Raw genomic sequence first — 20,577 nt, forward strand, 5'->3', positions numbered from 1 at the left:
GTTGACGTGACGAGAATTCAGATGGTTCACATCTCGTTCGCGATGGCCAAACGCAAGGATCGAAATGATGCGGCTGAAGTCCAAACGAGTTGTCGTCACGGGAGGATCTTCCGGTATTGGCAGAGCGGTATGCGAACTGTTTGCCCGTGAAGGTGCAGAGCTTGTAATTGGGGATATCGACGACGTCGGTGGCGCGCAAACAATGGCCTCAATTGACAGAGATGGCGGCAAGGCCAGTTTTCAAAAAACCGATATTTCGAACGAAGATGATGTCAGGCTGCTTGTAGAATTTGCCGAGGGCGAACTGGGTGGCATCGACATCGTGATGAACAACGCGGCGGCGTTCGTATTCGGCAAGGTGGAAGACGTCACCAGGGCAGACTGGGACAAGGTGATGGGAGTGAATGTTGTCGGTTCGGCGAATGTCGTGCGTTTCGCACTGCCTCACCTCAAAAAGTCAAATGCAGGCGCGGTCGTAAACATGGCCTCGGTCAGCAGCTTTGTCGCCGCTCCTGCCTTCGTTCCCTATAACGCGTCGAAGGGCGCGCTGTTGCAACTGACACGGTCGCTGGCAATGGACCTGGCGGCTGACGGTATTCGTGTCAATTGCGTCTGTCCGGGTGCCATCTACACGCCCGCAACGGAAAAACATTTCGAATTTACTGGTCAGGACCGGGGCGAATTTTTCGAGCAGGAGGCCAATGAAAGTTTCCTGAAGCGATTCGGAACGCCTGAAGAAGTCGCCTTCGCAGCCTTGTTTCTTGCCTCAGACGAAGCCTCCTTCATCACCGGGGCGCATCTCGTCGTAGATGGAGGGGCGACCGTTTGAACGGATCACTCTTCCATGCGCCAGATCAGGGGCAGCAGAAAGGGGAAATTCGTCGACGGATCGACTTCAACCTTCATGATGGGAGCCATGTATTCATCCCATCTCCGGTTTGCTTCACCATCGTTCAACATTCGGATTGACCGTTCAAGGTCGTCGGTCTCGAAGTAGCCGACAAGGGTCAGGCCATGGCGAAAGATCGAATAGTTTCGTATTCCGGCGGCGCGGGTTTCCGAAACGACTTCCGGCCAGACCTCGTCATGCCGTTTTTGGTATTCGTCCTCGTATCCGGGCCGAAGTTCCAATATCCAGGCATGTTGTGACATGAATTGCTCCTGAGCGGATGCGTGTGCGGTTCATCCGGTCCATGCACGAAAACAGTCGCGCATCTTCACCGTTTCCGACAGGACGTCGTCGAATTGGGAACTGGTGCCGGCTTCGTGTTCATATTCAATCGTCACCCAACCATCGTACCCGCTGTCGCGGAGCGTTCCGAAAAGACCGGGGAAGTCGATGATGCCTTCTTCCATCTTCGACTGGATCAGACCGGGTCTTGCCTGGCGGACGTGCACGTGACCGGTGATACTTGCAAGCGGCTCGATATCCGTCTGACAAAATCCCATTGCAATGAAATGGGATAGATCCAGAACAATGTTCAGGCCCGGAACCCGTTGAACGAGTTCCTGCGTTATGTCGGGCGAATTCAGGATACTGCCGAGATGCGGCTCGATCAGAACGGCGGTTTCATTCCTCTGCCCTGCTTCGACCAACGGCTTCAGTGCCTCCGCCGATGCGTCGATCGCCTGCGAACGGCTTTGACCCGGATTGATCATGCCGGGAAGCACAAAGACCGACGGAATTGACGCCGCCCGGGCAAATTTCAGCACCGACCTCATATCCGCCAGGTGTTGCGGATCGCGGACACGCGCAAGATTTCGATCTTCGAGATCTTCACCGAAAAGATGGAACAGGTTGACCGGTTGAACGGGAAGCGAAGCCGATACTTCCGTGCCATACGCTTCCGGATCCGCCAACACCCGGTTCTTGTCGAGGGACGGTTTGAAAAAGTAACCGAGGTCGATTGCCTCAATTCCAAGCGCCCGGACGACCTCCGTCGCCTCAGCCAAAGTCAGATGCGGAAATGACCAGCTTGATACGCTCAGTTTCATCTTGCTTCTCCACGGGGGCAACCGGTGCCCGGAAACTTTCAGTGTTGATGAGCCCCGGAAACCGGCATCCGATTTCACGGAGCCCCGGCTCACGCCGCTCGTGACGGCGCAGACAATTCAGCGGAGTATTCCTGCGCCGAAGACAAAAGGGCGTCAGTAGGTTGCCCGGCCTCCTGAAAGATCGAAGACACCAGCCGTGGTAAAGCTGTTCTCGGACGAGGCCAGCCAGGCAATCATGTGTGCAGCTTCTTCCACTTCCAGAAAACGGCCCCGTGGGATTTTCGACAACATGTAGTCGATGTGTTCCTGTGACATCTGGTCGAAGATGCGGGTGCGCGCGGCGGCGGGTGTAACGCAATTCACTGCAATGTTGCCACCGGCAAGTTCCTTGCCGAGCGACTTTGTGAAGCCGATCACACCGGCCTTGGACGATGAATAGGCTGCAGCATTCGGGTTGCCTTCCTTGCCCGCCACGGACGCTATGTTGACGATGCGTCCGTAGTCACGCGCCTGCATGTCGGGAACGGCAACCTTGTTCACATGAAAAGTGCCCAGGAGATTGACCGCAACGATGTCGTGAAATTCCCTCACGCAATAGTCGGCGACCGGACTGTTGGAACCGGCGATGCCGGCAGAATTCACAACGACATCCACCGGTCCCAGTTTGTTTCTCGTCTGCGCGTAGGCAGCTTCGACGCTCTCCCAGTCGGCGATGTTCACCGATACTGCCTGGGCGCCGTCGCCCAGCGAATGCGCCGCCTTGACGGCAAGGTCTTCGTCCATGTCCCAGATGGCGACACGAGCACCGCCCTCCGCCAGGGTTTTCGCCACGGCCCAACCAATCCCCTGTGCGCCACCGGTTACAATCGCAACGCGCTGATTGAAATCGTATCTGTTCATCCCAACTGTTCCCGTTTGATGCCGGTCATCCGGCAAGCTCTTTGTATGGTCGCCTCAAGTGCAGCGCCTCACGGTTCAACTCCAAACCGAATCCGGGCGTGTCAGGCAGCGTAATATAACCATTTTCCGGCAATGGTTCGTGCAAGAACATTGTTCCGAAATTCGGCTCGATCCGGTCTGCGCGCTCACTCATCATCATGAATTCAGCCATGCTCACCTGGCCCAGCGCCATGGCCATGTAGTATCCGTAGACACCACACCCATGCGGAACAAGGTCTACCGAATGGGACGAGGCCAGTGCCGCGACACGGAGAAACTCAGTCGGCCCTCCCATCCACATCACATCGGGCTGGAGCAAGTCGACACCGCATTCGATCAGTTGCGCATATCCGAACCGGGTATATTCATGCTCGCCGGTGGCCAAAGCGGTTCCACCGGCTTGCGCGTGCATCTTCCCTGCAAGTTTCGCGTGCCCGGCATAGTCGTCCGGCATCAGTGGCTCTTCGATCCACTGAAGCTTGAAGGGCCGAAGGCGCTCCGCCAGTTCGGCAGCGTAGTTCGCCGACATCGACATGTAGCAGTCGAGCATCAGGGGAAAGTCGGGCCCGACCTTCTCACGCCAGTCGGCAATGAAGGCGACATTTTCGGACATGCCCTTCGCGCCATTTCCAGGGCCGTAGGGAAGCGGGACCTTGGCACCGTGGAAGCCCAGGTCCTGCGCAATATCCGGACGCGAGGTGGTCGCATAGACCGGCACCCGGGACTTGGTACGTCCCCCCATCAGGTCAAAGACCGGCGCACCGACCGTTCTGCCGTAAAGGTCCCAAAGCGCGATATCAATCGCGCTGATCGCGTGAATGGCGAGCCCTTTCCGGCCGTAGTGGATCGACGCACGCCACATCTGCTCCCAGATATGGCACCGGTTCGCCGCGGTCTGTCCTTTCACGAAGAGAGACAGGTGCCGCTCGATAAGAAAGGCAGCTGCCTCGCCTCCCGTGCTGACCCCGATGCCCACCCGGCCGTCTTCGTCTTCGATCTCGACTATGACTGACGGAACATTCGCGACACCCCAGCTTTGACGCGATCCGCAGAATTCGGGATAGATGGACATTGGATTTGCGATCGGTGGATGTGTTGCCACATGATCCCATTTTCCGTCCGGAGCAGGACATCCTGCAATCCAGTGACTGTTTGGTGTGTCGTGAACATCACTTGCACCGTAAATCTCGGGATTGCTGACAAGTGCGCGCACTTCCATGATGGCAGGCTGGCCCGCCTGCGGAGCGACCGCGTCAATTTGCATGGGATGAGAGTACATCAATGTCGCCTTGTCTTTATGCTTGGAATTTGGAGACTTTTTCCTGCCATCCGTCTAACCGTCGTCCACCCTGCCGCGGCGAAGTTCGTCATACAGAACCGCAGCAAGCAGAATGCCGCCCTTGACGACCTGCTGCCAGAACGACGGCACCTGTGCCAGCGTAAGCCCGTTGTTGATCATGAACAGCAGGATAAGACCGATTGCGGTTCCCAGCAGCGTGCCACGCCCCCCTTTCAGGCTGGCGCCCCCCAGGATCACGGCCGTGATCACGTCGAGTTCGAAACCCATGGCGGCAGCAGGACGTGCGTTGCCGGTCCGTGCTGCCAGCATCAGGCCAGCCAGCGCCGCGGTCGCGCCACAGGTTATGTAGATCAGCAGCCGCCACCTCTGCGTCGATATCCCGGCCAGCCTTGCAGCGCGTGCATTCGACCCGATGGCGTAAATGTACCGGCCAAAGGTCGATCGCGGCAGGAGAAGCAGAAATGCAAGGTAGACCAGCACAAGGATCAGCACGATATAGGGAATTCCTGCCAGTTTACCGGTGCCGAGGTTAAGCCAGGTCTGGTTCGTTATGACGATCTCGCGACCGTTCGAGATGACGAAAGCCAGACCGCGAATGATTGCGAGCATTGCAAGCGTCGCGATGAGCGGGTTGATCCGGAAGTAGGAGATCAACACGCCATTGGTCGCTCCGATACTCATGCCCAGTCCGATTGCGGCGCAAAACGCGGCCGCGACACCAAATCCTGAATCCAGCATGTAGGCGGCCAGCATTCCGGCAGCCGCCATGGTCGACCCGATCGACAGGTCAAAACCACCTGCAATGATGACGAGGGTCTCCCCAACCGCGGCAATGCCGACGATGACAAGCGCCTTGGCGACGTTCAGAAGATTGGTTGCCGTCAGAAAATAGGGCGAAATGAAACTGAGTGCGATGAAGACCACAACCACGGCCAGCACAAGGCCGGGGTTCAGTGCAGTTGCACCACGGCCCCAAATTCTTGAATTCATAAACGAGTTCAGCACGTTCACGCTTCTGCTCCATTGCCAACGGTGTCACCGGTCATCATTTCGGTCATCATTGCCATCGTTTGAGCCGGTGGAAGCTCGTGCGGCATCATTTCGCCTGCAATGCGACCGGCGCGCACAACCACGATCCGGTCGCAAATGTTCAGGATGTCGGTGAAACGGTGGCTGACCAGGAGAATGGACACGCCCCGCTGCTTGAGCCGTCCGATCATTTCCCAGAGCTTGCGGATCTTCTCCGCAGACAGGGCTGCCGTCGGCTCGTCCATGAGAAGCGCCGCCGGATCGAATTGCAGCGCCCGCGCCACAGCTACCATTTGGCGTTCACCTCCCGACAGCTGACCGACTTCCCGTTCAACATCAAAGTCCAGCCCCATATCGGCGATGTCGTTGGCCGCGGCCTCTGTCATTGCCTGACGGTCGAGAACCCTGAAGGGGCCAAAATTCTTCTTCAGCTCACGACCAAGGAAAATGTTCTGCGCCACATCAAGATCTTCGCAAAGCGCAAGATCCTGGTAAATCATCTCGACGCCGTTGCGCCTGGCGTCAAGCGGACTGCCGAGGGTGAGTTTCTGGCCTCGAAACAGCATTGTTCCACTGCTGGGACGATGGACCCCCGACAACACCTTCACCAGGGTCGACTTGCCCGCTCCATTGTCACCAATGATGCCGACAGCTTCTGCCTCACCGATCTTCAAATCGACCCCGTCGAGTGCGGTGTAGCCGCCGAATTTCTTGGTGATGCCACGAAGCTCGATCAGGGGTGGCCGGGCGCCACTGTCGGCGCCCGGATTATGTCCGCTCATTTCACTCTGCGGGGTAGGCATCGTTGATGCTTTCTTCTGTCAGGAAAACATGGTCCAGGTGCACCTCTTGTGGCACAGCCTTTCCTTCCAGGATATCGGCGGCAATCGAAACCGCGTAGTCGGGATATTTCTCGGGGAAATAGGCCACGCAGCCAAGGAAGTGGTTGTCTTTCACGGGCACGCGCGTTGCCGCAACGCCGACCTCGTCGCAACCGATGCCGACGGCGACTCCTTCGCGACCGGCCTGTGCGATTGCGTTCGACATTCCAAAACCGCGCGGATCGTCAATTGCTGTTGCCAGGACGAAACCCGCCCCGGGGTGGGCGGTCAGCCAGTCCGTCACCACCGTCAATGCCTGGTCGGTCGTGCCTGCATCGATCAGTTCGTCGTCGATCCTGTCGGCAGGAAGGGCACCACAGACTGTCTGGACACCATCGACAAAACCGGACAGCCGTTCATTGGCGGCCTCCCCCTCACCGGGGTTGATGCCGACGAGCACTGTAACATCATCGCAGCGGCCAAGCGCCTTGGCATGTTCGGCAGCTGCCTGCCCGCCAATCAGGCCACTGGCGTAGTTGTCGGCTCCCAGGAAAATGGCATTGGGATGAACAACGTCGACCGACATGACCGGAATGCCTGCCTCGTTGAAGATATTCATCACCGCTGCTGCTGCACCCGATTGCCAATTGGATTCAATGACAACATCAGCCCCTTGCTGAACCAGAAGCTCAGCACAGGTAACAGCCTGGTCGGCCTTGAAGGCGTTGTCGCAGTAGACCACCTCGAACCCCAACTCACCGGCAAGCTCATAAAGCCTCTGGTTGATCGCGTAAGAGAACGGAATTGCCGCCCAGCCCTCGGCAAATCCGACTTTCGTGCCGTCAGGCAGAGCCCGCGGCGATGCTTCGTAAGCGGCCGAAGCATCTCCTTCGGTGGGTTCGAATTTCCTGGATCCGGTATCATAGACCCAAAGGGAACGCTCTTCGGGCAACAACGCACCCGGGATACCTCCCTTTGGCCGTGCTTCAAAATCCTGTGCGAAGGCTGTCGGAACCAGCATCGTCGCCCCGAGGAACACCTTTGTCATGAGGCGTATAGTAGATGTTAAGCTTAACATTATCAGTCCTCCCTTTTTAGAAATTCTCCACCGTTCTTATTGTTCTTTTTTGGTACGAATGACGCTTGTATCGTGTATAGACAACGAAACCAGCTTGATGTTAAGGTTAACATAGACTTTCACGAAACGAAAATTTAGTCAAGCGCATTGGTTATCGAGGTCGATTTGTCAGACAAAAAAGGGAGTTACAGGCAGGAACGCGCGAACCTGATGGCTGTAGCCAAATATGCGGGCGTATCGGCGATGACGGTGTCTCGCGTACTCAACCAGCCTGGAAAGGTGGCCGAGGCGACCCGCAAGAAGGTCCAGGCAGCGGTCGACGCTCTTGGATATGTACCGAACCTGGCGGCAAACACTCTGCGCCGGGAACGCAGCGGTGTTATCGTCGCGCTGGTCCCAACACTCGAAAACTCCGTTTTCAGCGACACCGTGCAAGGCATTTCAAATGCCCTGGAGCAGGAGGGTTGCCAGTTGCTTCTGGGCTGTTCGTCCTATTCCCCCGAGCGTGAGGAAAAACTGGTAAGGGCCCTTCTCGGCCATCGTCCCGACGGGATCATTCTTACCGGAACCCTGCACACGGCCGAAACGCACAAATTGCTGGAGAGTGCCAGGATCCCGGTTGTCGAAATGTGGGACATTGCAGCTGATCATATCGACATGGCTGTGGGGTTCGACAATTTCGCTGCCGGACATGACATCGCCAGCCACATGATACGTTGCGGCTATGAATCCCTGGGCTATGTCGCAACCAGCCCTGAACACGAAATCCATGAAAATCGGGCCGCCAAGCGCAGCAAAGGCATTTATGCGGCAGTTGCCGAAGCAGGCATCGGGATGCCTGCTCGCCAGAATGTTCGCAATCCCCTTGATATTGCCGACAGCGGAGTGATCGCAGCCGATTTTGTCGTCGCAAATCCCGGTCTGGATGCGATCATTTGCGCAAATGAAATCATCGGGGTCGGCGCGATTGCCGAATTGCAGAACCGGGGTTGGCAGATTCCCGATCAGATTGCGGTATGCGGTATCGGCGATGCCAACATAGCCGCGCTGGTCACGCCTGGCCTTACAACCGTACAGTTTTATGGTCAGGATATCGGGAAACGTGCGGCAGAACTTATCCTGGATCGACTGAATGGACAGCAGGCGGCCGATGGAAAACAGGATGTCGGGTTCAGGATCGTCAGTCGGGCAAGTACGGCTGAAAAACCTTCCTAGACTTCGCCATCGGGCGCGCTTTTCAGACTTGGCATCCGGCCGGAAAAAGTCGCGGACTTACCTGAATAACCCGAAGGAACGCGCACGGACCTTCGGGTTTTCGTGTCAAAGGGATGCCAGATCCCGCAACATCAACGCAATGCCCGGGAAGAATATCAACAAGGCGGACATCACGAACAGGATCACGAAAAACGGGAATGTTCCCTTGATCACTTCCATGTATGGCTTGTTGAATATCGCGATCGCCGTGAAGATGTCACAGCCGAACGGCGGTGTGGCCGATCCGATTGCCATCTGCAGGGTGACCATTACCCCCACCAGCACCGGATCAAGACCTGACGAGTCGACGATCGGCACGAAAATGGGTGTCAGGATGACCAGCACCACCAGCGAGTCGACAAACATGCAGCCGACGAAGAAGCTCAACGCGATAATGGCAAGAATATAGGCGTCGGAAGCCCCCTCCAGATCGAGCGGCTCCAGCAGGCCTTGCGGGATCTGCTCGAATGAGATGTACCAGGAAAATGCCTGCCCCATCCCGACGAGAATGAACACCACAGCCGTGATGAGACCGGTACTGAGGGCCGCGTTCAGGACGTCATTCAGCTTGAGTTCGCGATAGATCAAACACTCGACCACCAATGCGTACAGCACCGAAAAGGACGCCGCCTCGGTTGGCGTGACTGCGCCGGAATAAATACCGCCGACAATCAACGCCGGAAATCCGAGTGGAAGCAGGGCTCTTTTGAGAGCCGCGATCCGTTCCGCACCCGTTTTTCGTTCCACAAGCGCAATCGTGTCGCCCTGAAGCAGGCTATAAACGTAGCAGTAGACCGAAAACAGTACAGCCAGCACGATCCCGGGCCCGATGCCGGCGATAAAGAGCTCTCCAACGCTGGTATTGGCGAGAGTGCCGTAAAGGATGAGCCCGATACTTGGCGGGATAAGAAAGGCAATGTCGCTGGCGTTGATGATCAGCGCCATGACGAAACTGTCCTTATAACCTGCGGCCAGCAGTTTCGGACGCATGATCTGGCCGACCGAAACGACGGTTGCCTGCGTGGAGCCGGAAACGGATCCGAAAAGCGTGCAACTGAGGCAGGCCGTGATCGGCAGTCCTCCCCGGCGGTGACCGAAATAGGCTTCGATCAGACCCAGGAGATTGTTCGCCGTATGCCCGCGCGCCATGATGTCTGCTGCCAGGATGAACATGGGCACGGCGATCAGCGCATTGGGTGAAATGCCGGTGACAATCTGCTGAATGATGACACCGGTATCGATTTGCGAGAAGTGAACGAGCCCCACCAGCGCCGCGACGGCCAGGGGCACCACCATTGGAAAACTGAGAAACAGCAGGACCACCATGGTCACAACAAGTGTGAAGGTGATGACGTAGATATCAAGTTCACCAGCCACGACATCACTCAGGAAATTCATGATATCGCTCATGTCAAACCCCGATGTCTTCTGCGTCCCCGTCCTGGACGGACAAAGACAGATAGGTGCCTTCATGGGTAACGTTCATCAGAAATGCGATCAGGTATTGCAGGCTGGCCATGGCCAGACCGACGGGGATCACCGCATAGATGATATAGACGGGAAACTGCAGCGCCGGTGACAACCGGTTTATATCCTTGACTTCCTGAACATAGATCACTGATTTGTAGGTCAGGAACATCAACAACAGGCCTGTTGTCAGCGATATCAAGGTCAACAGGACCTTCTTGGTGCGGCTGGAAAGTGCATCGTAAACGGCGGTCATTCGGATATTCCTGCCCTTGCGAACCGCGTAGGCAAACCCGACAAATGTGACACCGACGATCAGAAACTGGTTCAGCTCTTCTGCGAAGAACAGGCTTTGGCCGAATGCATACCGACCGATAGCGTTTGCGGTCGAATTCACCATCATCAACAGGATTGAAAAGATGATAATGGCCTTTTCGGCGAACTCGATCCCCCGGTTGGCGGTCAGCAACAACGTCTTCATGATGATCTCCCGATTGCTGGCCGAAGTTCGGCGCAGCCGCGCCCTCCTCGCGCGTTCAAATGCAAAAAGCGCGGGAACAGGTCCCCACGCCCTTCGCGTATCGTTGTTCGCCTATGAGGCGTCTTTTACTTCGCGGACAAGATTTTCCAGGATCTTCCGCGCACGCGCGCGCGCCTCGGATTTCTCTTCCTCGCCGTAAGCATTTTCGACAACCGTGTAGTAGGTTTCATGCAGACCGCTGCTGAGATCCCTGAAGACAGCGCGTTCTTCATCCGTCAGAACCACGACCTTCAGATCCGGGCGTTCAGCCAGTATCTTGTCCATGTTTTCCTTGTTGATCTGGAGCTGGTAGTCGTGTGCGGCCTGTTCGGCAGCTGCAATCGCCTTGTGCACCATCGCCTGCTTGTCGGCGCTCAGGCCATTGAACCATTCGCTGTTGGTCGAAACGGTGCCGACGTAAGGCTGCTGGCCAGGAAACATCAGATAGTCCTGAACCTCGTGCCATTTGGCGTTGTAGATAAAGTAGATCGGATTGACCATGCCATCGACTGTCTTGAGCTGCAGCGCCCCGTAGACTTCCCCCCATGAGAGCGGCGTCGGGGTTGCACCGAAGGCCTTGTAGGTCTCTACCGGGATCGTCGAGGTGAAGGTGCGGATCTTCTGGCCGTCAAAATCGGCCGGGCTGCGGATTTCCTTGTTGGCCCCCCAGGCCATTTCGCCTTCGGAAATCATGGTCAACAGCTTCAGATTGACCTTTTCGAACCGATCGCTGAGATCGTTATAAATCGTTTCACTGCTTGTCAGAACCTCGCGAATGGCATCCACATCGCTGCCCAGCACATACGGAACACTGAGTGCCTGGACTTCGGGAACATAGGATCCCAGATGACCGGTACCGACCGAGACAAACTGGACGGTTCCTCTGGCCGTCAGCTCGACGATGTCGTTTTCGGTGCCGAGCTGGCCGTAATAGAAAATCCGGACTTTGATGTCGCCGTCCGATTCCTCCTTGATCGTCTCGGCGAAGGTCTTGGCGAATATGTCCTGTACATCGTTCTTGTCTTCTTCGGACGCGAACTTCCACGTTTCAGCACTGGCGCCTGTTGCCAGCGCTGCGGCCAGCAATGCCGGAATGGCGAGTTTTGAAATCAGTTTCTGCATTTTGTTTCCTTTCCCGACCCGCTCAGGCGGGTCCCTCGGAGATGATGACAAGGGGCAAAAAATCCTTGCCGGTTGAGCTTTCGGGGACCTGTGCACACAACGCGCCGAAGCCGGCTGCGCCGGATGGAGTGGTGGTTATGCCGAGCTTCGTCACGGCCTCGGCTGCGGCTGCGCCGTCTTCTTCGGAGAGCGTCTGATAGGTGACCTGGCAGCGCTCAAGCACCTGCCATGCGACGATCGAAGGTTCCTTGCAGTCCAGGCGCCCCATATTGGAGTCTGGTCCGTCGGACCGGGTTGCCTTGCCTGTGTCATGACTTGCCTTCAGGCAGGCCGCGGCTTCGGGCTCGACCACGATCAGGTCCGGTTGTACGGTCCAGTTCAGCCTGATCATGTGCGCCATTGCGGCTGCGAGACCGCCGACGCCGGCTTGCAGATAAACGTGGGTAGGCCAGCGTCCCGACACCTCGAACGAGGCGCGCATTTCTTCGGCTATGACGCAGTAACCTTCCATCACCCATTTGGGGATCTCGGTGTATCCGGACCACGTACCGTCGGCGAGCAGAGTTGCACCGGTCCGGGCAGCATCCGATATCGCAGCCGCGACACTTTCATCGTAGACCTCGCCTGACCGCACGACCTCTGCACCCAGCGCGCGCAGGCGCTCTGCAAAGTTCTCCGGAACGGTTTTGGCCAGATGGATACGTGACCTGGCGCCAACATCCTGGGCTCCGGCGGCAACGCCCAAACCGTGATTGCCGGCACTTGCGCAAACAAAGGTCTGCGTTTCGGCCAGCAACCGCACATCCGCATCCTTGAAACGTGCGGGCGTCAGGGTTTCTCCGGTTTTGGCAAACCAGGCTTCTCCGAGCAGCCGGGCAACAGCATAAGGTGCGCCGAGTGCCTTGAAGGCCCCCAGCCCCATCCTGTCGGTCTCGTCCTTCGCCAGGATGCAATAGCCGTCAGGTCCCTGCACTTCCCGCAAAGGCGAGACTGCATAGTTTCCTTGTGCCTGGAAGAAGGCTAGAGCCCGCTCGAAGTCCGGATTAAAATCAAGAATGTCTGCGTGTTTCATGCTCCATGATGTAGCATTTTCACATTATTTGATTTTTTCAATTATCCATCTAAACTCAACTAAATTTCTTGATAGAAACCAAAATCTCGAGAAAAAATATCATGGATGATAATTTTGATGATGCCGACAGAACGATCCTCAGATTGATGCAGTCCGACCGGCGGATCGGGTTGGAAGTCATGGCCGAAGAATGCGGATTGTCGGTACCGTCGGTACAAAGACGACAGAAGCGATTGAAAGACGCAGGTGTCATCAAGCAGGAAGTCGCCATTCTGGATCCTGCCCGGCTGGACTACAACATGACATTGATTGTTCTGGTCGAACTGGAACGCGAAAGCCTGCAGCAACTGGACATGTTTCGCAAACTCGCGCGCAATGAGCCGCAGGTCCAGCAATGCTACTATGTGACTGGAGACGCCGATTTCATTCTGATCTGCACGGCAAGGGACATGCAGGATTTCGAGGAATTGACCCACAGGCTGTTCTTTGAAAATTCAAACGTCCGGCGATTTCGCACTTCCGTGACGATGGAACGAACGAAAGTCGGGCTGACGTTGCCGATCTGAGTTGTCGGTGCGTTCACAGAACGTCGAGCGATACCTTCACCCTGTCCATCACCACCGATGTTCTGAAGCGGCTGATGTTGGATTCATCAAAGAAATGCTCCTGGGTGAATTCTTCATATTCCTTGATATCCCGGACAGTGAGGATAAGCGTGAAATCCGCTTCTCCGGTCGTGTAGTAGCATTGCTGAACACAACGTGCGGAGCGCATCTTGCGCTTGAATTCATCCAGGTGCCGGCGGCTTTCACGTTCCAGAATGACATCGACAATGATTGTCATTTCGCGTCCCAGTCGTGAAGGTGACAATACCGCGATGTCTCTTTCGATCACCCCGCTTTCGCGGAGCCGCTTCAAGCGTTTTTGCACCGCGGGCGACGACAATCCTATTTCCTGACTGATCGTGTCGGCAGTCAGACGTGCATCGCACTGCACAAGGCGAAGTATTTCAAAATCCTTGTCATCCATGGTCCGAATTTGATCGCATTTTTTTCGTGTTTCAATGTTTTTCGTCATCAATCAGACAAAAATCAACGCCCACCAACCGAGCAGACATTGTAAATAGAACTCTGGGATACGGGAGGCGTATGCATGAACGCGCTTGAAGAACGTTTGACGGAGCGGCGGCGGGATTTTCACCGCAACCCTGAACTCGGATTTCAGGAGAACAGAACCAGGCTCGAAGTTGCCCGCGAATTGCGCGCAATCGGCCTGGAGGTTCACGAGGGTGTCGGTGTTGTCGGTGTTTTGCGCAGCGGCAAGGGCAATCGCGCCATTGCATTGCGGGCGGACATGGATGCGCTCCCGATCACCGAGACATCCGTCCATGACCATGTGTCGGAAACACCCGGCGTAATGCATGCCTGCGGGCATGATGGACACATGACAATGCTGCTGGGCGCCGCTGCCCGACTTGCCAAAAATCCGGATTTCGACGGGACTGCCGTGTTTTTGTTCCAGCCCAACGAAGAGCATGGGCTCGGTGCCCGTGCCATGATCGACGAAGGCGTTCTGGAACGCTTCCCGGTTGACGAAGTTTATGCGATCCACAACCTCCCAGGTGCCCCGACAGGACAGGTTTCCTCCCGGACCGGCATCATCTGCAACAGCGAAACATTGTTTGAGATCGAGGTACAGGGCCGCGGCGGACACGCTTCCATGCCGCAAACGGGCGTGGATGCGATAACGGTCGCTTCGGAAATCGTTCTCGCGCTGCAGACCATCGTTGCACGCAAGCTTCCTCCCGCGGCCGGAACAGTGGTGTCCGTCACCGAATTTGTGACGGACGGCCAGCGCAATGTGCTTCCCGGGCAGGCCATTCTGAAAGGCGACTTCCGCGCCCGATCTCCGGAAGATCGGACCGCCGTGAAAAAATTCATGCGTCAGATCTCCGAAGGCGTGGCCGCGGCACATGGCGTTACGGTTTCGGTCAGTTTCGCTGCAGAATTCATCGAGACAATCAATGCACAGGAGCCGACGAACGCGGTTTACCGGGCTGCAGAAGCAGCCGGATGCGAAACCGTGAGAGAACGTCCGCCCATGAGTTTTTCAGAAGACTTTGCGCAATTCTCCAATGCGGTTCCCGGTTGCTTTCTACTGATGGGAAATGGCGAAACGGGTGCACATGGGCAACCGTTGCACGCCTCCGATTATGACTTCAACGATGAACTGCTGCCCATCGGGGCCGAATTCTGGGTGCAACTGGTTCGCGACCGGCTGCCATTTCGAAAGGACTGATCGTGAACGGGTCACCCATGCGCGGATTTCCCGAAGCTGAATTTGCAGCTCGCACCGAACAGGCCCAGGCAGGCATGGCCGCAGCGGGTCTCGGTGGATTGTTGCTGATGACGGAAGCGGAGGTCAGGTATTTCACGGGCTTCCATACCCTGTTCTGGCAAAGCCCGACCCGGCCATGGTTTGTCTTTGTGCCACCGGTCGGCAAACCGGTCGCTGTCATCCCCGAAATTGGTGCGGAATTGATGCGCAGTACATGGCTGGACGACATCCGCACCTGGAGTGCACCCTGTCCGGACGATGACGGGCTGAGCCTGTTGACGGAATTGCTCGCGCCTCTGGCTCAGGCGGGAAAAACAATCGGTGTGATGAAAGGCCATGAAACAGCGCTGCGCATGCCGTTGGGCGACTATGAACGCCTGGTTGCAGGTCTGCCTGGCCTTTCGATAGCAGATGCGACCGCGCTGATCCGGGGTCTGCGCATGGTAAAGTCCGATCGGGAGATCGAGAAGCTTGCACACATTTGCTCGATCGGTTCACGGATTTTTGCGAGCGTTCCCGAACTGGTGCATGAAGGTCAGCCCCTGGAAGATCTGTTTCGGGCCGTCCGGCGTGAAGGCCTTGCCCTGGGTGCCGATGACGTTCCTTATCTGGTCGGCGGCGCGGATCAGGGTGGCTACCGGGACGTGATTTCCCCTCCCTCCCGTCGCCCGCTTGCCAATGGCGACATTCTTATGCTGGACACCGGCGCGGTTTGGGACGGGTATTATTGCGATTTCGATCGGAATTTTGCCATCGGGACAGCCGACGATGCCTCCCGCCGTGCCTATGATGTGCTCTGGCGTGCGACCGAAACCGGAATTGATGCGGCGCGTACAGGTGCGACCTGCCGGCAGCTCTTTCAGACCATGCAGGCTGTCATCGCAGAACTGGACGATCAGGGTGGCGATGTCGGCCGCCTTGGACACGGACTGGGTATGCAGCTCACAGAATGGCCCTCGCACGCTGCCTTCGACCACACTGTGCTTCAGGAGAATATGGTCCTCACACTCGAACCCTCACTGAGTTACGGCGATGGTCGCATCATGGTGCACGAGGAAAACATCGTGGTGCGCAAGGACGGTCCGGAGTTGCTGTCAGAACGCGCTCCCCGCGATCTGCCCGTTATCTGAGGAAAACCCATGAAGCTGGAATTTGATACGGATATCGGGATCGGGACCCGCGCAACGATGGGCATGATCGTGCTGGAAACCGACGAAACACTCGAGCCCGAGTTTTCAAGAATAATGGCACTCGAGGGCGTCGCGCTCTATCACAGTCGTATTCCGATGGTGCCCGAAGTCCGCGCAGACACATTGGCCAAAATGGAAAGGGACCTCCCGGCCTCCGCACGACTTTTGCCGAGTGCGCCGGACTATGACGTGATCGGCTACGGATGCACATCGGCATCCTCGGTGATCGGTTCGGAAAACGTTGCTCGTGCCATCCGGACGGTCTATCCGAACGCTCTGGTGTCCGACCCGCTTGCTGCTGTCATCGCGGCTGGACGCGAGCTCAAGGCAAAACGGCTCGGCTTCATCACGCCGTACATACCTGAAGTGTCTGAACGCATGCGGCGGCGACTTGTCGAAGCCGGATTTGACATCGCCGGATTTGGGTCGTTCGAAGAAGGCAATGACCGGACTGTTGCCAGAATTTGCGAGAAGTCGATCGTCGCTGCGGCAGAAAACATTGCTGCGGCAGCCCCCTGCGACGCGATCGTGATTTCTTGCACCAGCCTTCGAACCCTCAATATTATCAAGGAGATGGAGCGGAAAGTCGGCGTGCCGATCATCAGCAGCAATCAGGCGCTGGCCTGGCACATGCTTCGCCTTGCAAAGATCAGGGATCCTTTGCCCGATTTCGGCCTCCTGTTCGGATAGCGTGAAGCCGACCATTCAAGTCCCTGGCCACGGTCCTGTATCATTCAGCGCCCAACGGTGACGGCACTCACCCGCTGCGAAAAACCCAGCCAGGAATGACCGGCTTGATATTGATGCCCGGGCGCGGCGAGCACACGGATTGCTTCGGCGGATTGCAATTCGCTTCCCTTGGTTCTTGAGACGTCACGGATACGTACGCGTCTCGATCGGTGTCTCGCGATTTTGCTCAGCGACATGTCCAGAAGGGCTTATACGGCGCGGTTGAGCCTTGCCTTCGGGTTCCGTTCGCACGCTGGCCACGTCGCCCTGTTTTGCTGTCACGGCCGGCGAGATAGCCGACAGGTCTCGGATTCGGCCGAAGCTGGCGCTGTGGCCTTGCATCTTGTCGCCAGAATTCCGGAACATGGTCGTCCGTCCCACAGCAAAGGCCGAGAACTATCACTGCTTGTTGCTGCAAAAACAGGCCATTTGCGGCCTGGTTTCAGCGTGACCACCGACGGCAGGACTGCCATGGTGGTGCAAGAACGCCTGAAAAATCGGCTCCGGTGCGAGCCGGAAATGTGTTCGCTCAAGCAGGAAACGATGAATTTCGCACTGTACCCGATGGCCGATAGCCACGATGACCGGAAGTTTGACCGGGAAAAGCCTTTTCTGGAAACCACGGACGATCTAATCTTCAAAAACGCACCAAGAAACATCGCGTCGGTTCTGAGACACCCGCCGTACAACGGCAACCGCGGCTGCGGCAAAAACCATGCTTGTCCTGAAGCGTATGGCGGAGAAGCATTCTGATCATGAACGGGATCTCGATCCGGAAAGCAACGGCAACCGATGCAGATCGGCTCAATCAAGCGCTGCAACAACTATCGGCTGACCTCGGCGAAACACACCGGGCTGGAACAGAGGATCTTGTTACTCATGGTTTTGGCGACAACCCGGCTTTTTTCGCGCTTGTTGCAGAACGAGGCAGCGTGTTTGAGGGCGTCCTCATCGCGTCGCCGGTGTTCTCGACCAGTCTGGGTGGAGCGGGCCTTTATGTTTCGGACCTTTGGGTTTCCCGTCTTGCCAGAAGGCAAGGCCTGGGACCGCGATTGCTGCAAGCCGCACTGGTGGAAGCGCCATCCGCCTGGCGCATATGCTTCTTGAAACTTGCCGTTCACAACCACAACATCGAAGCTCGCCGTTTCTATGCGCGACTTGGGTTTGAAGAACTGCCGGATGAAACCGTGCTTTCCCTCAAGGGAGTAGCGCTGGAAAGCCTGAGGAAACGCTCATGAAAGCCATTTTTGATGACCGTCAGCGGAAACATGATCCGAAGCATTTCATGGCAGCCGGTACGCGGCTTGCCAATCCGGAACAGCCTCGCCGAATAGAGGTCCTTCAAAATGGGGCGATCGAGGCAGGTTGTGTGTTCCAGACACCGACTGACCATGGCTTGGGTCCGGTCGCCGCCCTGCATTCCGCTGAATACCTAGTCTTTTTGCAGACAATCCACGCACGGTGGCGCCGGATAAAGAACGCCTCCGACGAAGTGATCCCGAACGTCCATCCGGACCGGCGAACTGCGAGTTATCCGCGGTCGGCGGTCGGACAGGCCGGTTTTCACCAGGCGGATACCAGTTGTCCCATCGCCGAAGGCACGTGGGACGCAGCCTACTGGTCTGCGCAAAGCGCCGTTGAAGGTGCCGACCTGATGCTTGAAGGAGAGACGGCAGCCTATGTCCTGTCCCGCCCGCCCGGCCACCACGCGTTTTCCGATCTGGCCGGCGGATTTTGTTTTTTGAACAATTCCGCCATCGCGGCAGAACGGTTGCTGATGGCCGGGAGGCGACCTGCAATTCTCGATATTGACGTCCACCACGGCAACGGCACCCAGGGGATCTTCTATGAACGAAGTGATGTTCTTACCGTTTCCGTTCACGCCGATCCGAGCGGCTTCTATCCGTTCTACTGGGGGCACGGCCATGAGCGTGGCGAGGGGCATGGCAGGGGAACCAATCTCAACTTGCCACTGGAACGCGGGACCGGCGACGACGCCTATCTGACAACACTCGACACAGCACTTGAGCGCGTTCTGGCCTTTGGTGCGGACATCGTGATTATTGCGCTCGGTCTCGATGCCTACGAGAATGACCCGCTGAAGGGCCTTGCCATCACCACACCCGGTTTCGCCCGCATCGGAGCGGCAATCGCCGGACTCGGTCTGCCCACACTGTTTGTCCAGGAAGGCGGATACCTGGCCGATGAGCTTGGCCACAATCTGACCAGTGTCCTGACGGGATTTCAACGCGCATGACACTCCGGTCTGAATTTCTGATTATCGGCGGCGGTATCGCCGGCGCCGGCGCAGCTGCGCGTCTTGCGCCAGACGCATCGGTCACTCTGCTTGAGATGGAAGATGCGCTCGGCCGGCATGCGACAGGCCGTTCGGCGGCGATTTTCATTCGCAACTACGGCAATGCCACCTTGCGGGCGCTCAATGTGGCCTCTGAGCCGATTCTGGAAACACCCGAAGGATTGTCCGGCCATAGCCTGCTGACGCCGCGCGGTGAAATGCTGATAGCCACTGAAGAGGAGCTCGGTGCGTTTCAGGCCTATCTGGATGGCGCAGACGGTATGGATCTCTTGACGGCTGAAGAGGCCGTCACTCTATTCCCGCTCCTTAAAAAGGACAGGATTGCTGCAGCGGCAATCGAGCGAGCCGCCAGGGACATTGACGTTGACCGGTTACTTCAAGGCTTTGTCCGGCTTGCCAGGCAGCATGGGGCAAAAATTGTAACACGGGCACCGGCAGAGACGATCCGGTGGGCACAGGGCGCCTGGCGCGTGGAGACACCAGCCGGCAGCTTTGAGGCTCCGGTCCTCATAAACGCGGCCGGAGCGTGGGCGGACGTGATTGCGGCACGGGCACGAATTCAAGGGATTGGGCTTCAGCCGATGCGCCGGTCTGCGGCCATAGTTGCACCGCCGGACGGGTTCGATATCACGTCCTGGCCTTTGGTCGCGAGCGCATCGGAAAGTTGGTACGTGAAACCGGACGCAAGTAAATTCATGGTCTCTCCGGCAGATGAAGACCCAGTGGAGCCTCATGATGCCTGGGTAGACGACATGGCGCTCGCGGAAGGACTGCACCGTTTCGAACAGGCTGTGAAAATGCAGATCACACGTGTGGAACACAGCTGGGCAGGTCTTCGCAGCTTTGTAAGGGATCGAACGCCTGCCGTCGGCTTTGCTCCCGATGGGGACGGATTTTTCTGGTTGGCCGGACAGGGCGGATACGGTGTTCAAACCGCACCTGCCTTGTCGCAGCTCACGGCGGATCTTTGTCTGGGACGGAAACCGGAACTGGCACAGGAGGTTGTGCAGGCTCTCGATCCTTCCCGTCTCAGCCAGAATTGATTGAACGGTTAAGCAAACAATATGACGGAAATCAAACGGTTCGGGATCGGTCCGCGCATGAGCCAGGCCGTTGTCCCTGGCAACATGGTCGGGCTGGCCGGACTGGTCGGTAATTCTGGAAACGATCGAAAGACTTCTGAGTGACGCAGGCAGCGACAATTGCCGTATCCTGCAGGCAAACATCTGGCTTGCGAGCATGGCCGACTTTTTCGAGATGAACGAGGTCTGTGACGCCTCGGTTTATCCGGCCAATCCTCCGGCCCGGGCCTGTGGGCAATCCAAACTCGCAACACCGGACTTTGCGGTGGAAATCATCGCGGTTGCAGTGACCTGATCAGCGGCAGGTCGCTGCGACAGACCCTGG

General features: G+C 57.1%; 22 protein-coding genes and 1 pseudogene. 11 read left to right on the forward strand and 12 right to left on the reverse strand.

Translation table 11 applies throughout. The features are described from left to right. Positions 1–64: 64 nt before the first annotated feature. Entirely contained in the window at positions 65–829 is a 765-nt protein-coding gene (locus tag ACO6TI_RS29545) for an SDR family NAD(P)-dependent oxidoreductase (RefSeq protein ID WP_422383920.1), read from the forward strand. A 5-nt stretch (positions 830–834) separates the two neighbouring features. On the opposite strand, the gene ACO6TI_RS29550 is transcribed toward ACO6TI_RS29545, so the two are convergent. The 7 genes from ACO6TI_RS29550 to ACO6TI_RS29580 form a co-directional block, all read right to left on the reverse strand. Beyond that, a complete protein-coding gene (locus ACO6TI_RS29550) occupies positions 835–1,152 on the reverse strand; it encodes an L-rhamnose mutarotase (protein ID WP_055391682.1) in 318 nt (105 codons plus the stop codon). Positions 1,153–1,182: 30 nt separating this feature from the next. Next, positions 1,183–1,995, reverse strand: coding sequence for a sugar phosphate isomerase/epimerase family protein (locus ACO6TI_RS29555; RefSeq protein WP_422383921.1), 813 nt, complete (start codon positions 1,993–1,995; stop codon positions 1,183–1,185). 153 nt (positions 1,996–2,148) lie between these two features. After that, a complete protein-coding gene (locus tag ACO6TI_RS29560) occupies positions 2,149–2,895 on the reverse strand; it encodes an SDR family NAD(P)-dependent oxidoreductase (RefSeq protein WP_422383922.1) in 747 nt (248 codons plus the stop codon). Between the two features lie 25 nt (positions 2,896–2,920). Then, positions 2,921–4,213, reverse strand: coding sequence for an L-rhamnonate dehydratase (gene rhmD, locus ACO6TI_RS29565; protein WP_422383923.1), 1,293 nt, complete (start codon positions 4,211–4,213; stop codon positions 2,921–2,923). Positions 4,214–4,267: 54 nt separating this feature from the next. Further along, a complete protein-coding gene (locus ACO6TI_RS29570; RefSeq protein ID WP_063832855.1) occupies positions 4,268–5,224 on the reverse strand; it encodes an ABC transporter permease in 957 nt (318 codons plus the stop codon). Positions 5,225–5,241: 17 nt separating this feature from the next. Next, entirely contained in the window at positions 5,242–6,045 is an 804-nt protein-coding gene (locus tag ACO6TI_RS29575; RefSeq protein WP_055391730.1) for an ATP-binding cassette domain-containing protein, read from the reverse strand. Between the two features lies 1 nt (position 6,046). Continuing rightward, positions 6,047–7,162 carry a sugar ABC transporter substrate-binding protein gene (locus ACO6TI_RS29580; protein WP_422383924.1) on the reverse strand — a complete coding sequence of 372 codons (1,116 nt, stop codon included), beginning with the start codon at positions 7,160–7,162 and terminating at the stop codon, positions 6,047–6,049. Positions 7,163–7,372: 210 nt separating this feature from the next. On the opposite strand from ACO6TI_RS29580, the gene ACO6TI_RS29585 reads away from it, so the two are divergent. Then, complete coding sequence (locus ACO6TI_RS29585) at positions 7,373–8,377, forward strand: LacI family DNA-binding transcriptional regulator (protein ID WP_422383925.1); 1,005 nt, start codon at positions 7,373–7,375, stop codon at positions 8,375–8,377. Positions 8,378–8,482: 105 nt separating this feature from the next. Here ACO6TI_RS29585 and ACO6TI_RS29590 read toward each other — a convergent pair whose 3' ends face one another. The 4 genes from ACO6TI_RS29590 to ACO6TI_RS29605 form a co-directional block, all read right to left on the reverse strand. Further along, positions 8,483–9,826 carry a TRAP transporter large permease gene (locus ACO6TI_RS29590; RefSeq protein ID WP_321205787.1) on the reverse strand — a complete coding sequence of 448 codons (1,344 nt, stop codon included), beginning with the start codon at positions 9,824–9,826 and terminating at the stop codon, positions 8,483–8,485. 1 nt (position 9,827) lies between these two features. After that, entirely contained in the window at positions 9,828–10,364 is a 537-nt protein-coding gene (locus ACO6TI_RS29595) for a TRAP transporter small permease (protein ID WP_055391690.1), read from the reverse strand. 111 nt (positions 10,365–10,475) lie between these two features. After that, positions 10,476–11,525 (reverse strand): TRAP transporter substrate-binding protein DctP, encoded by a 1,050-nt coding sequence (gene dctP, locus ACO6TI_RS29600; RefSeq protein ID WP_196894040.1) that lies wholly within the window; start codon positions 11,523–11,525, stop codon positions 10,476–10,478. Positions 11,526–11,547: 22 nt separating this feature from the next. Continuing rightward, positions 11,548–12,597: a pyridoxal-phosphate dependent enzyme gene (locus ACO6TI_RS29605; RefSeq protein ID WP_422383926.1), complete on the reverse strand. Its 1,050-nt coding sequence runs from the start codon at positions 12,595–12,597 to the stop codon at positions 11,548–11,550. 101 nt (positions 12,598–12,698) lie between these two features. On the opposite strand from ACO6TI_RS29605, the gene ACO6TI_RS29610 reads away from it, so the two are divergent. Continuing rightward, positions 12,699–13,163 carry an Lrp/AsnC family transcriptional regulator gene (locus ACO6TI_RS29610; protein WP_055391692.1) on the forward strand — a complete coding sequence of 155 codons (465 nt, stop codon included), beginning with the start codon at positions 12,699–12,701 and terminating at the stop codon, positions 13,161–13,163. A gap of 13 nt (positions 13,164–13,176) precedes the next feature. On the opposite strand, the gene ACO6TI_RS29615 is transcribed toward ACO6TI_RS29610, so the two are convergent. After that, complete coding sequence (locus tag ACO6TI_RS29615) at positions 13,177–13,626, reverse strand: Lrp/AsnC family transcriptional regulator (RefSeq protein WP_422383927.1); 450 nt, start codon at positions 13,624–13,626, stop codon at positions 13,177–13,179. Positions 13,627–13,749: 123 nt separating this feature from the next. Between ACO6TI_RS29615 and ACO6TI_RS29620 the strand changes: the two genes are divergently transcribed. The 8 genes and pseudogenes from ACO6TI_RS29620 (at position 13,750) to ACO6TI_RS29655 (ending at position 20,547) form a co-directional block, all read left to right on the forward strand. After that, positions 13,750–14,895, forward strand: coding sequence for a M20 metallopeptidase family protein (locus ACO6TI_RS29620; RefSeq protein ID WP_055391693.1), 1,146 nt, complete (start codon positions 13,750–13,752; stop codon positions 14,893–14,895). Between the two features lie 2 nt (positions 14,896–14,897). After that, positions 14,898–16,064, forward strand: a complete 1,167-nt coding sequence (locus ACO6TI_RS29625) for a M24 family metallopeptidase (RefSeq protein ID WP_422383928.1) — start codon at positions 14,898–14,900, stop codon at positions 16,062–16,064. A gap of 9 nt (positions 16,065–16,073) precedes the next feature. After that, a complete protein-coding gene (locus ACO6TI_RS29630; protein WP_055391695.1) occupies positions 16,074–16,814 on the forward strand; it encodes a maleate cis-trans isomerase family protein in 741 nt (246 codons plus the stop codon). Positions 16,815–17,048: 234 nt separating this feature from the next. Then, entirely contained in the window at positions 17,049–17,606 is a 558-nt protein-coding gene (locus ACO6TI_RS29635) for a 3-keto-5-aminohexanoate cleavage protein (RefSeq protein ID WP_422383929.1), read from the forward strand. Positions 17,607–17,608: 2 nt separating this feature from the next. Beyond that, positions 17,609–18,091 carry a GNAT family N-acetyltransferase gene (locus ACO6TI_RS29640; protein ID WP_422383930.1) on the forward strand — a complete coding sequence of 161 codons (483 nt, stop codon included), beginning with the start codon at positions 17,609–17,611 and terminating at the stop codon, positions 18,089–18,091. Beyond that, complete coding sequence (locus tag ACO6TI_RS29645) at positions 18,088–19,110, forward strand: histone deacetylase family protein (protein WP_422383931.1); 1,023 nt, start codon at positions 18,088–18,090, stop codon at positions 19,108–19,110. Before ACO6TI_RS29640 ends, ACO6TI_RS29645 begins: the two co-directional genes overlap by 4 nt. Next, the gene (locus ACO6TI_RS29650; RefSeq protein WP_422383932.1) at positions 19,107–20,213 is read left to right on the forward strand and encodes an NAD(P)/FAD-dependent oxidoreductase; all 1,107 of its coding nucleotides are present in this window, start codon (positions 19,107–19,109) and stop codon (positions 20,211–20,213) included. Before ACO6TI_RS29645 ends, ACO6TI_RS29650 begins: the two co-directional genes overlap by 4 nt. A 21-nt stretch (positions 20,214–20,234) precedes the next feature. Next, a pseudogene (locus tag ACO6TI_RS29655) lies at positions 20,235–20,547 on the forward strand (RidA family protein). Positions 20,548–20,577 lie beyond the last annotated feature (30 nt).

The sequence above is a fragment of the Roseibium album genome (genome assembly GCF_965233825.1).
GTDB classification, from domain to species: Bacteria; Pseudomonadota; Alphaproteobacteria; order Rhizobiales; family Stappiaceae; genus Roseibium; species Roseibium album.